This window comes from Pantanalinema rosaneae CENA516 (assembly GCF_050753385.1).
GTDB classification, from domain to species: domain Bacteria; phylum Cyanobacteriota; class Cyanobacteriia; order Leptolyngbyales; family Leptolyngbyaceae; genus Pantanalinema; species Pantanalinema rosaneae.
This window is the reverse complement of sequence record NZ_JBLZFZ010000103.1, coordinates 1-12,673: the sequence shown is the minus strand read 5'-3', so window position 1 is coordinate 12,673 and position 12,673 is coordinate 1. Positions and strand designations below refer to the sequence as shown.

The window sequence follows — 12,673 nt, the reverse complement described above, 5'->3', positions numbered from 1 at the left end:
AGATGTGTATAAGAGACAGTCCCATGACCCTGATCACCCCCCTCGATCGCCACAACCAAACGTTAGTCGATCACGTTCATCCCCTGGACTGGAGTAATCCCCACCCCGTCGATCGCTATGATTTGGTTGTCATCGGTGCTGGTACAGCCGGATTAGTGGTTGCCGCAGGGGCGGCTGGTTTGGGCATCGGCTTGAAGGTGGCACTGATCGAAAAACACTTGATGGGGGGAGATTGCCTGAATGTCGGCTGTGTGCCGTCAAAATGTGTGATTCGTTCCTCTCGGGTTGTCGCGGATCTGCGAGATGCCGGACAGTTTGGCATTCAGCCACCAGAGGCGATCGCCATTGATTTTCCAGCCGTGATGGAACGAATGCGGCAGATTCGCGCCGGGATCAGTCATCACGATTCGGCTCAACGGTTTCAAGATTTGGGAGTCGATGTCTTCCTGGGTGAAGGTAAGTTTACTGGCAATGAGACGATCGCCGTGGCTGGCACCACCCTACGGTTTAAAAAAGCAGTGATTGCCACCGGAGCCAGAGCCGCGCGTCCCGAGATTCCTGGCTTAGCGGCAGCGGGTTTTCTCACGAATGAGACGGTGTTTTCGCTCACCGATCGCCCCCAACGATTGGCGGTAATTGGCGGCGGACCGATCGGCTGTGAGTTGGCACAAGCCTTGCAACGGTTGGGCTGTGACGTGATTTTGTTTCACAAACATGGTCACATTCTCAATCGTGAAGATGCTGATGCGGCTGAAATTGTCCAACAAACCTTGCTGCGGGATGGCATCCGGTTGGCACTGAACAGTTCGCTGGAACGGGTAGAAACTACCCCAGATGGCAAAGTCATTCACTTTAGTCGTAATGGTGAGATCGATCGCGTCACGGTAGATGAAATTCTTGTGGGAGCCGGACGGGTTCCTAATGTAGATGGCTTGAATTTAGAGCAGGTGGGGGTGCAGTACGATCGCCGCCACGGAGTCCAGGTCAACGATTACTTGCAAACTACGAATCCCCGCATTTATGCAGCAGGTGACATTTGCATGAACTGGAAGTTTACCCATGCTGCCGATGCCGCTGCCCGAATTGTGATTAAGAATGCTTTGTTTGCAGTGTTGGGTCTGGGACGCAGTAAACTCAGTGATTTAGTCATGCCCTGGGTAACGTACACGTCCCCAGAAATTGCCCATGTTGGATTGTATGCATCTGAGGCTGAAGCCAAAGGTATCGCGGTCAATCCCATCACGATTCCCTTCAGTCAGGTCGATCGCGCGATCGCGGATGGCGAAACCGAAGGCTTTGTCAAAATTCTGCACAAACGCGGTTCTGACGAAATTTTGGGAGCCACGATCGTTGCTAATCACGCTGGAGAAATGATTAGCGAAATTACGTTGGCGATCGTCCACAAAATCGGTTTAAGCCAACTATCGAGTGTGATTCATCCCTATCCGACGCAAGCCGAAGCCATCAAAAAAGCGGCGGATGCCTATCGCCGTACTCTACTCACACCCAAAACCAAAACCTTCTTGGGACTGCTAGCGAAATTCTCCTAATCGTTGGGTAGAGAAGGTTGTAATTGCTCTATTTGGAGGATATAAGTTGCTGCGTTGGGTTCGGGAAACCTAAACCTATCACTGTAGTGAATGATTAATATCAGCAACATCAACCATCTACAGGACAACAACTTATGAAGTTTGTCCAACGAACCCGTGACCAATTGACGATCAGACTGTTTCCGTTGGTGATTTGGAGCGTAGGGATATTTTTCCTGGTACTTGCCGTCACGGCATCATCCCTACTTGCCCAACTGTTTTTAGTTGCTGTTGGGATCCTGATTTTTTCGCTCGGTCAAGCTTCTACCTGCCACTTTAACAAAATTACTGACCAGGTGTTGATTAAACGTTGGACTCTCTTAGGGAGCAAACAGCGTCATTGCTCAATTCGAGATATCGTGGCAGTCCATGTGGAAACCTCTGGAGATACCCATCGGGTTAACCTCGTCCTGGCTGAGAAAGAGCTGTTTCCGCTCACTACCTACTACAGCAGTGGGCTGAAGGAAAAACAGCAGGTTGCAAAATTGATGCGTGAGTTCCTTCACTTGCGTCATCAACCTATGCCCAAGCCGGTGTCTGCTCCTCCATTCAAATTGCTGGAGTTGGCGGCTGGTGAACACCCTGATCGACAACGAGCGATCGCAGAGTACCGAGCCGCGATCGCAAAAGATCCAGACAATCCGAAAAACTATTATTCTCTGTTGCTCTTGCTAGGGGTAGAACAGCAAGAGGACGATGCGAAGGCAACGTTTGCTGAATTAAAAGCTGCCCTCTTGAAACGTTGTCAGCCTGGTTATGCGGCTGTCTTAGAGGAAATTTTCAACAATATTACGATGAAGCGCTCCTAGCGTTCCTATCTGCTTCATTGCCATTGCTTGTTGTGCTGGCGTAGTGGCGACACAAGGACAGTTTGCATTAAACCATTTGCATTAAACCATTGATACAGTCCGCATATAACTATTAGTCCAGCCCACATAAAACTATGAACGGGGCAATTCCCAATGAAGTTTGTTCAACAGACCCATAACCGATTAACAATTAACCTGATCCCTTTGGAAGCTTGGAGTGTTGGGATATTTCTCTTGATCCTAGGGTTTGGTATCTTCTCTACTCCCCAGCAGTATGCGATCGCGTATGGACTGCTATTAATCTCCGTATTGGGTGAAACCGCTATCTGCCACTTCGATAAAACAACCGGACAGGTATCCCTGAAACGTTGGAGCCTATGGGGCTATAAACATATCCGTTTTCCCATTCGGGATATAACCTGTGTTGACATAGAAGCTTATAAACATACAGACGAAGGCAATACTCGTTATACCTATCGTGTGGTGTTTGTCCTAGCTGGCAGGGAAAAACCTGTACCGCTCACCCGCACGTATAGTAGCGGACGCAGAAAGAAGACCGCGATCGCTACAACAATTTGCACCTTCCTCAATTTGACTCCGCCACTAACACTCTCCCTCTCCCCCCTGAAACTTGGGCAGGCGTTATTGAGTGGGAAGCAGAAACGGATACAAGCGATCGCGGACTATAGAGCTGCCATCCAACAACATCCCGGCAAAATGGAAAACGTGATTTATCTATTGCTTCTGGTATGGCTAGAAGGTCGGTCGAATGGACGCGATGCCAGCCGTATGGATGTGATTGAGACGAAAGCCAATGTTGTCAAGCCCAACCAACCCCAGCCACCGAGGTCAACTAAACCTAACCGCTAATGTAGCGAAGGTGGGCAAAAATGGTGGTGAAGCTGGAACCAGATCGATCGTGACCTCACCGCTCCAGTACAGTGCATTGAGGTTTCGTCCAACCAATCAGGTTAATGGTTTCACTTTAGCCGGAACTCCGAGCGCGATCGACCCAGGGGGCACATTTTTTGTGACAACGGCTCCTGCCCCGACAATACTGCCTTTGCCGATCGTCACCCCATCGACAATTTTGGCACCTGCGCCAATCCAGCAATTGTCCTCGATCGTAATGCCCTGGCTGGTCGTACCCTGATCTCCAATGGAACGTTCGGGATCTTTAAAGTTCCAGTTATAGGCAAAAATTCCCACTTGCGGCCCCAGCAAGCAGCCTGAGCCGATCTTAATTTTGGCACCCGCTATACAGGTGTAATGCCCGATGTACGTGCCCTCACCAACCTCAATCTGACCGCCGGACTTAGCTTCTATATCTACGCCCCGCGCCAGAGTTGCATGAGTGCCAAGCAGAATCCGGCTTTGAGCAGCACTACAATCCAACCGCACATTCTCCATCAGGCTGGCATAGGGCTGCAACACGATCTGACTTCCAGGGGCATTTGCTTTCAAGGATACCTGTCGTCCGACAAAGACGCGATCGCCTAACCGAATTTGCCGAGTTCCGGCGAACTCAACCTCCCGTTCTACTAACACTGCTCGCCCCATCTGTGCCAGGAAACCGCGATATCCCCATTGACGCAGTAACATACCGGGTTTCTTCGGAATTCCTTCCAGCAAGGTCATGATCAGAACTTCATAGAACCGCCGCCACCGACTCGGGGTAGGGGCAGTCCACGCCGTTGCTTCAGTCTGAGGCAGAGCAGTTGCAGCAAGAGGATTAGTAATCATGGTTTGGCAGATCAGTAGCTTAACTGCACTCTAGGGAGGGAAAATGAACTCAGTATGACATTAGCGTGAAGTTAGATTGACTTCATAGAAGTAGCAACTAAGCTTTATCCAGACTTTATCGTCTGAGGAGAATTAATGTAGAAATTGCGGAGATGCTCCATTTAATTCCCTCCCATGCCTAGAAAAATTCTCGACTAGAGAGTCCCTGGCTCGACTATTGCTGTTGCTTCTGACCAGACAAGTTGGGAGATTTTTACAGAAATTTAAAAAGAAAAAAGCTACCAGGGTGCAGGTAGCTCGGTGTAAATTATGACTGAATTCTGGCGAATCGCACCGAATTCTAGACCGCCGCGAGTTCAGGGCGCTTGCTATTGCGAATGCCGGTAATCGCTTCGGCATAATCCTTAGCACCAAAGACGGCGGAACCAGCGACGATCGCATTGGCTCCCGCTTCTAACACTTGCCAGGTATTATTGCCCTTCAGACCACCATCCACTTCAATCCAGGGATCTAGCCCACGTTCATCACACATTTGACGCAATTTGCGAATTTTGGGTAGAACGCCAGGAATGAAGCTTTGACCACCAAACCCAGGGTTAACACTCATGATTAACACCAGGTCGCAAACTTCCAACACATAGTCGATCAACTCGAGCGGAGTGGAAGGATTCAGCACGACACCCGCTTGCTTACCGAGTTCTTTAATCTGGCACAGGGTACGGTGCAGGTGGGGGGACGCATTATGCTCAGCATGAACCGAAATAATATCGGCTCCGGCTTTGGCAAAGCCCTCAACATACTTTTCCGGTTCTACAATCATTAAATGGACATCAAGCGGTTTTTGGGTGACGGGGCGAATGGCCTCGACCACCAAGGGACCGATCGTAATGTTGGGAACGAAGCGACCATCCATCACGTCAACATGAATCCAGTCAGCCCCCGCCGCATCAACCGCCCGAACTTCGTCACCCAGGCGGCTAAAATCGGCTGAAAGAATGGATGGAGCAATCACGATCGGTTTACTGGACGCTGTTTGAGTCATGGCTGGCTGAATCTCCTAATCGGCGTTGTTGTGACTATTTTAACAAAATGTGATAAAAGTCCTTCAGTCAAACCCTCAGTTGTTGCACTGATCTATTTGATACATTTAGCTCAATAGGTTGACCAGAAAATTGATGTGCTCCATCTTGCTTAGGATCTGGAGTTAAATTCGCTTCGGCAGCAATATACGAGATCAACGTGGTGAGGGAACGGCAAGTGGTGCAGCAGATGATAAAACCGATCGCAAGGCTGGGCAGTGGGTTAGGACTCGTTCTAGTCAGTGCTACCAGTGCCCTCAGTGCTCCGGTGCAGGCTAACTCCATTGGTGATATTGGCATTGATGCCCTGCGCCTGCATGACCCACCCTATGAGTTGATTGGACGCAAAATCGCGATCGGGCAGGTTGAGATTGGGCGACCTGGGGTATTTGGGCTGGATAAAGCCGCCTCGCAAAATCAAGCCGTAAAAGTGACCCAGGTATTTTTTCGCAACTCGCCTGCCAAGGTCAATGCCAATGTGGATGCCCATGCTCAAGGGGTTGCCAGTATTATGGTCAGTCTGGCAAAGGGCATGAAGGGCGTGGCTCCGGGGGCAAGACTCTATTCCTCGGCGGCGGGTACACCCCGGCGGTATGGTCAACCGGAAGAATGCCTCTCGGCTCAGCATGTGGCGATCCAAAATGGCGGCGATGTGCGGGCGATTAACTTTAGTTTTGGCGAGTCGCTCAAGCAAGATCCCCGTCCGAATGCGCTGTTAGATGGCAATGCCCTCCTGACACAATGTATTGATTGGTCTACTCGGGTTCACAATACGCTGTATGTGGTCGCTGGCAATCAGGGGAAAGGGGGCATTTCGATTCCTACTGATAATTACAATGGCATCAATGTTGCCTTTAGTACCCGAGTGCAAGGCATTTATACCAAAGTTGATTTTGCCAATTTAGGTGATCCTTCCCTGTCGCAGGGTAAGTCGGAAGGAATTGAAAGCAATGTCGGCCCCCGGCGGGCGATCGGGCTAGTGGCTCCCGGTGATGGTGTCAGTTTATTGAATTTAAGTGGCAGGGTGACAATCTCCAGTGGCACCAGTTTCGCCGCTCCCCATGTCACCGCTACAGTCGCTCTACTTCAGGAATATGGTGATCGTCAACTCCGCCAAAGTTGCCCTGCTCCGGGTGGCTGTAGCCTTTCTAACTGGGGGTTAGATGCCCGCCGACCGGAAGTGATGAAAGCGGTGTTACTGAATGCTGCCGATAAACTGGAGGACAACGGTGATGGGTTAAATCTGGGTATGACCCGTACCTTACTGGATAAAAGTAATCGCTCCTGGTTGGAGTCGGATGCTTACCGCGATCGCTCGATTCCCTTGAATGCCCAAATGGGGACTGGGCATTTGAATGCGTTTCGTGCCTACCAGCAATTTAGTCCGGGGCAATGGTCGCCTCAAGCCAATGTGCCGACGATCGGCTGGGATTATCGAACCGTGACCGATCGTGACACGGCCTATCAGGATTATGTCATCGACCAACCGTTGCAGGCAGATAGTGTGATCTCAGCCACCCTGACCTGGAATCGGCTCGTCGATCTGGTAGACAAAAATGGCAATGGGGAATTTGATGTTGATGAAAGCTTTCGCGATCGGGGCTTAAATGACCTCAATTTGTATCTGATGCGGGTAGAAGATGATGATATTCGGCAGAGTATCTGGTCATCGGAAAGTAATGTGGATAGTGTCGAGCATATTTTCTATCAAGTGCCGACTACTGGACGCTATAAGTTGCGGGTGACGTTTCATCGTCGGGTAAATGACGCGACCCAACCCTATGCCTTAGCCTGGTGGGCAAAAGCCGTAAAGTAGGGTGAGGGCAAAAATTGCCGCTGAAAACGGCCCCCATCCTAAGGGGTGCGATCGATCGGACTAGCAGGAATTAAGGGCAGTTCGACGATAAAGCAGGTGACATTGGCATCACTTTCTACCCAAATGTTTCCGCCCAGGTAGCCGACCAGTTTCTGCACCAGAGCCAGCCCTAAGCCTGTGCCACTTTGTCCCCAGCGATCGGGTTGGGGAATCCGATAAAACTGGTCAAAAATTCGGGGTTGCTCATCCGGTGGAATCGTGATTCCGGTATTCGTTACCCTGATTTGTAAGGCGGTGATGGTGGCGGTGAAGGTGGCGACAACGGGCTGCACTGACAGCGCGATCGTTTCTCCCGGTGGGGTATATTTACAGGCATTTTCCAATAGTTCGGCAATAATCCGGGTGAGGCTAGCCAGATCGGAGGTCAGGGTCGGTAAATCAGGCAGTACATTGACCTGAAGTTGCTGCTCGGCACTGCGAATCCGCAAGGTGTAATTGTCGGCTAACCGAGGCAACCAATGCTGAAGCTGAATCGGGGTGAGTTCTAAGGTGTAGGCATTGGCATTCAGCTTTTGCATATCCAGCAAATCATTCACCAGGGTTAATTCTTGATTACATTGATCGCGCAGAATTTCCAGGTAGCGAATCGTGCGATCGGATTCGGCATTGATCTCAGCCTGTAAGAGTCCCTGCCGATTCAACACCAATTCCAACATGTGAATTGCCATCTTGATGTTGGATAGGGGCGTGCGTAACTCATGGGAAACCGTACTCAAAAAGTCATCTTTGAGGTCGCTTAACCGTTGCAGTTCCGTCATTTGGTGTTCTAACTGCTCGGCACGTTGCACCGCCGCATGGCGTTCTTCGGCATACTGATGCTCCGTAACATCGCGAAAGACTAAGACTACGCCTGTCACCGTTCCCTGGTCATCTCGAAATGGGGCGACACTATCGGCGATCGGAACGACGGCTCCGGTGCGAGAGATCAGTAAGGTGCGGTTTGCCAGATACACGATCGTGCCCGTATCAATGGCTTTCGTCACCGGGCTGGGAATTCGCACCCCTGTTTGCTCATGGACAATATGCAATACCTCCGTCACCCGCCTGTCGATCGCATCTGCCTGCTGCCAACCCGTCAAGCGTTCCGCTACTGGATTAAGGAACTTTATCTGTTCCTGGGTATCCGCCACAATGACTCCATCGCCAATGCTATTCAGGATGGTGGCAAGCCATTCTTCCCGTTGTTTTAATTCCGTGTCCAGACGAAAGCGTTGTAACGCTGTTTCGATCGCCACATATAACTCCCGTTCTTCCAGCGGCTTGAGAACATAGCCAAAGGCAGCGGTTCCCGTGGCTCGCCTCAGCGTATGGCGATCGGAGTAGCCCGTCGCATACACGATCGGAATTTGTAGCGCCTTCCAGATTTGCTCGGCAGCTTGAATGCCATCCAGTTCTCCCCGCAACCGGATATCCATCAAAATCAAATCCGGATGGAGTTCGGTTGCTTTGCGAATGGCTTCTTCCCCAGAGACGGCGATCGCCGGTACCAGATAGCCTAAGTTTTCCAGGCACTCCTGCACATCCGTTGCCACGATCGTTTCATCCTCCACAATCAGGATGCGGGTGCTGCTGGAAGGGATAGGTTCTACTGGCAAATGACTGGTAATCACGTCATATCCTCGGGAAACGTAATCCGAAAGGTGGTACCTTGAGTGCGATCAATCGCGATTCCCCCTTTGAGTTGATACACCAGGTCTTGCACTAATTTCAGTCCCAAAGAGGCGGTATGACTGGCGATTCCTGTAGCCGTTAGTTGAATCTGCTCGGGAATCCCAATCCCGTTATCTCGGACGATCAGAGTGATTTCGCCATTCTGGTTGGTGTAAAACTCTACCTCTAGCTTTCCCGCATACCCACTGGGAAATGCATACTTGAGAGAATTGGCAATCAGTTCATTGATAATCAGCCCACAGGGGATAGCTTGATTGATGCCCAGTTCAGTGCCATCGACCTTTGTGGTTAAGGCGATCGCATCGGAACTGACCCGGTAGGAACTGAGTAAACTGGCAACCAGGCTAGAGATATATTGGGCAAAGTCAATTTTAGAAAAATCCTTAGAGCGATAGAGCCGTTCATGAATCAGCGCGATCGACTTAATGCGGTTCTGGCTTTCTAACAGAATGTTGGCAGCCTGTTGATCCTGCGTCCGGCGATATTGCAACCGCAGCAGGCTATACACCATTTGCAAATTGTTCTTGACCCGATGGTGAATTTCCTGAAGCAGCACTTCCTTTTCCCGTAACGAGGCTTGTAACTGCTGGGTTTGTTTGCGATCGGTAATATCTACGGCTACTCCTAAAATCTGTTTCGGTAAGCCTGCCGAAGTACGAGCAAACAGGGTTTCCTGGCATTGCCAATATCGCCACTGACCATTACGGTGCTGGATCCGAAACTCTGTTTGCAGAATTTCGCCATCACTAGCCGCCTGCCAGCGATCGTAGCGGTTGGTTTCCGGGTCAGGTGCCGCTGCCTGTTGCATGGCTTGTAAAAATGCCTGTTGAGCGGTGGCAATGTTCTCAGTGGTATATCCCAGGAATTCGGCAATCTCGCGATTGGTATAAACGTTCCGGTCGGCATCAAAGTCATAGACATACAGCAACACAGGCGCTGTATCGGCAATTTTTTGAATGAAGCGTTGGCTTGCCTCTAGAGCCGCTTCCGCCTGTTTACGATCGCTAATATCCCGTCCGACGGATTGAAATTCCACAAACCGCCCCTGTTGATCGAATAATGCCCGATTAATCCACTGTGTCCATCGCACTTCTCCCTCTACCACCACGCGATTTTCGATCGTCACCACGGGATTGTCGCGACTCATCTGGGTCAGGCATTGGGCAACCTGGGCGCGATCGGCATCAAATACCACCGGTTCATACCGCTGCCCCAGCAAATCCTGCGCCTCAATGCCAAAGAAGCGACAGTAAGCCCCATTCACAAAGGTCAACGTGCCATCTGGCAAAAACCGAGTAATCAGTTCGGTCTGATCTTCTACGACCGCTCGATACCGGGCTTCACTTTCTCTCAGCGTTGCCTCTACTCGTTTGCGTTCGGCAATTTCCCGTTCTAGTTCCCGGTTCGCGGTTTCCAACTGGGCTGGGCTAGGTAATGCCAGGGCTGTCGGTAGTAAGGACACCAGAGATACTGCCGTATAGAGTGACACCCCTGCCGTAGCTGATTTCACGGCACCCGATAGCCAGTAGAACGGCTGCCACAGTGTCCACACTTCCATTAGGTGGGTGGTTCCACAGGCTACGATGAAGGAGGCAAACAGCAGAAAAATCCAATCGAAGGGCAAATCCTGCCGCTTCCGCACGAAATAGAACAACGTGATTGGAATGGAATAGTAGGCTAACGCAATCAGGGAGTCGGCAATAACGTGCAGCCCTACCAGTCCAGGTTTCCATAGATAGCAATGTCCGTGGGGAATAAAGCCACTGGCGGTCAGAAATTCCCCAATGTGACCAATCATAAGAGTAATGAGGGGTAGAGTGATTGTCCCTGACCAGCAAGAATTGCCACTGGTTCAAGTAACTATCCGGATCATACGCACTGGATTTTGCAATTGGTCGATCGGATATCTAGTGATACAACTCATCTAATTCGGCATAGTCGGGCAGGGTGGTATCGATCGCGCGTCCCTGGCGCAACACAATGCGATCGTGCTGCGGGCGAGAAAATAGTTCACTGTAACGGCGTGCCTTGCACAACACCAGATCGGCGGGTAAGCCTACCCCGATTCGCCCAACGGTGGGCAAATTCATCAAGTCCGCTGGAGTCCGGGTGACGGCACTACACCAATCGCCATAGGGATGATCCAGATGGGCGATTTTAGTTGAGAGCGAAAATACTTCCAGCACATCATGATCGCCAAAGGCATGGAAGGGATCTCGACAATTATCATTGGCTAACGCCACCGGCACCCCTTTTGCTTTCAGTTCATGCAATAGGGTTACACCTCGCCAGCGCGGAGTCCGTCCCAACTGCCGATCTTGCAAATAGAGATTACACAATGGCAGACTGACAATGCCAATGCCTGCCTGTTTAACCCGGGCGATCGTGGTTTCGGCAACCTCCGGCGACTGCATTGCCAGACTACAGGCATGACCGCAGACTACTCGCCCTTGATAGCGATGGCGTAAGGTGGCTTCTGCTACTAGCCGCAAGGTGATGGAGTCCGGTTGGTTTGTTTCGTCGGTATGGAAATCGAGATTGAGATTGCGGTCTTTCGCCAGGGTGAATACCCGTTCAATCTGGGCCTCCACATCGGGATTCATATAAACTACCCCGCCCAAAATGCCCCCGATGTTCGCGATCTGGTCAGCCAGGGTTTCGCCCTCTGGTGTCAGCCAATAATCCAACGACACCAGCGACACCGCCTGAAGGATTAATCGGTCTGCCCATTCATCCCGTAAGGTGCTAAATACTTCTAGACTGATCGCCGCTTGCGCTCCAGCCGCATCAATATGGGTACGGAGGGCTTTCGTCCCGTGGGCATAGCTACACCGTAGCCCAAACTCCATGCGACGATAGACATCCTCGGCGTTCCAGTAAGCTCCATCTGTTTTGCAGGCATCGATCGCACTACCAAATGTGCCATCGGGGTTGGCGGTGCGTTCCCAAATATGTCCTTTATCAAGATGGGTATGAAGATCGACAAAACAGGGAAACACCATGCCCCCCTGCAAATCGATCGAAGGATAGTAATAGGAACTCAGAGTTCCGGCAGTGGCAATACTGGCAATACACCCATCCATGATTTCCAGGTCTACCAATAGCGAAGACGAGCGATCGCGGGACTCAGTAGGTGATGTCGTAGACCAATTGCGACTTTTGCCCTGCTTGCTTTTTACCATCAGGGATTCGGGAACATGGGCATTTTTTAGCCAGTAGTGACTCGACTCAAGCATCATGACAGTTAGGGGAATGGAAACCCCAGGAAACAAATGGCGTTTCTTGAGAATCCCATACATTGAGGTGGATCGACTATGGACGGAGGGAGAAGATGGGGAGATGGGGAGGTGGGGAGATGGGGAGTGGAGAGATGGGAGGCAACTCAACTTCTTGTCACAATAGGTAACGGTTTGTCGTTAAATTAAGGTCGGAATGGCTGTGATGGGGGAGATAGGATGAATCGGATGGGGACGACGGGCAAGCAACTCAACCCCGATCGGGTCATACAACAGGTTCAAGCTCTGTGGGCAAAGCATCCCCAGGTGATTGGGGCAGGCTTGGTACTCTGGGTGCTGGTGATCAGTGGGCTGATGCTGTTCTGGAACCTGGGAAACATTGGATTAATTGACGAAACAGAGCCATTATTTGCAGAGGCGGCTCGACAAATGACCGTGACTGGCGACTGGATCACGCCATATTTCAATGGCGATACTCGGTTTGATAAACCACCCCTGATTTACTGGCTGATGGCGATCGCCTACAAACTCTTTGGCGTAAACGAATGGTCAGCCCGTCTCCCCTCTGCCCTCGCTGCCCTCGCCCTGACTGGCATTAGCGGTTATACCCTCTGGCACTTCGGTCAACCCTCCCCCTCTCCTCCACTCTCCCTGTCTCTTATACACATCT

Annotated in this window: 10 protein-coding genes; 5 read left to right on the top strand and 5 right to left on the bottom strand. The window is 51.0% G+C overall.

The genetic code is table 11. The features are described from left to right. The 3 genes from ACN4EK_RS31085 to ACN4EK_RS31075 all read left to right on the top strand — a co-directional run. Positions 1–1,550, top strand: a 1,550-nt coding sequence (locus tag ACN4EK_RS31085; RefSeq protein WP_431662317.1) for a mercuric reductase, incomplete at its 5' end; no start/stop codon positions are given. Positions 1,551–1,684: 134 nt separating this feature from the next. Beyond that, positions 1,685–2,398: a hypothetical protein gene (locus tag ACN4EK_RS31080; RefSeq protein WP_431662316.1), complete on the top strand. Its 714-nt coding sequence runs from the start codon at positions 1,685–1,687 to the stop codon at positions 2,396–2,398. A gap of 153 nt (positions 2,399–2,551) precedes the next feature. Continuing rightward, entirely contained in the window at positions 2,552–3,268 is a 717-nt protein-coding gene (locus ACN4EK_RS31075; protein WP_431662315.1) for a hypothetical protein, read from the top strand. 96 nt (positions 3,269–3,364) lie between these two features. Here ACN4EK_RS31075 and ACN4EK_RS31070 read toward each other — a convergent pair whose 3' ends face one another. Continuing rightward, positions 3,365–4,141 (bottom strand): acyltransferase, encoded by a 777-nt coding sequence (locus ACN4EK_RS31070; RefSeq protein ID WP_431662314.1) that lies wholly within the window; start codon positions 4,139–4,141, stop codon positions 3,365–3,367. A gap of 340 nt (positions 4,142–4,481) precedes the next feature. Beyond that, positions 4,482–5,183, bottom strand: coding sequence for a ribulose-phosphate 3-epimerase (gene rpe / locus ACN4EK_RS31065; RefSeq protein ID WP_431662313.1), 702 nt, complete (start codon positions 5,181–5,183; stop codon positions 4,482–4,484). A gap of 197 nt (positions 5,184–5,380) precedes the next feature. Here rpe and ACN4EK_RS31060 point away from each other — a divergent pair, with 197 nt between their 5' ends. Continuing rightward, entirely contained in the window at positions 5,381–7,036 is a 1,656-nt protein-coding gene (locus tag ACN4EK_RS31060) for a S8 family serine peptidase (RefSeq protein WP_431662312.1), read from the top strand. Between the two features lie 38 nt (positions 7,037–7,074). Here the strand turns inward: ACN4EK_RS31060 and ACN4EK_RS31055 are convergent, their stop codons facing one another. The 3 genes from ACN4EK_RS31055 to ACN4EK_RS31045 all read right to left on the bottom strand — a co-directional run bounded on the left by ACN4EK_RS31055 (position 7,075) and on the right by ACN4EK_RS31045 (position 12,006). Further along, positions 7,075–8,706: a hybrid sensor histidine kinase/response regulator gene (locus tag ACN4EK_RS31055; protein WP_431662311.1), complete on the bottom strand. Its 1,632-nt coding sequence runs from the start codon at positions 8,704–8,706 to the stop codon at positions 7,075–7,077. Further along, the gene (locus tag ACN4EK_RS31050) at positions 8,703–10,565 is read right to left on the bottom strand and encodes a sensor histidine kinase (protein WP_431662310.1); all 1,863 of its coding nucleotides are present in this window, start codon (positions 10,563–10,565) and stop codon (positions 8,703–8,705) included. The genes ACN4EK_RS31055 and ACN4EK_RS31050 overlap by 4 nt, the downstream gene beginning before the upstream one ends. Positions 10,566–10,674: 109 nt before the next feature. Then, positions 10,675–12,006 carry a cytosine deaminase gene (locus tag ACN4EK_RS31045; protein ID WP_431662309.1) on the bottom strand — a complete coding sequence of 444 codons (1,332 nt, stop codon included), beginning with the start codon at positions 12,004–12,006 and terminating at the stop codon, positions 10,675–10,677. Positions 12,007–12,222: 216 nt separating this feature from the next. Between ACN4EK_RS31045 and ACN4EK_RS31040 the strand changes: the two genes are divergently transcribed. Then, positions 12,223–12,673 (top strand): ArnT family glycosyltransferase (locus ACN4EK_RS31040; protein ID WP_431662308.1); only part of this gene is annotated, 451 nt, incomplete at its 3' end.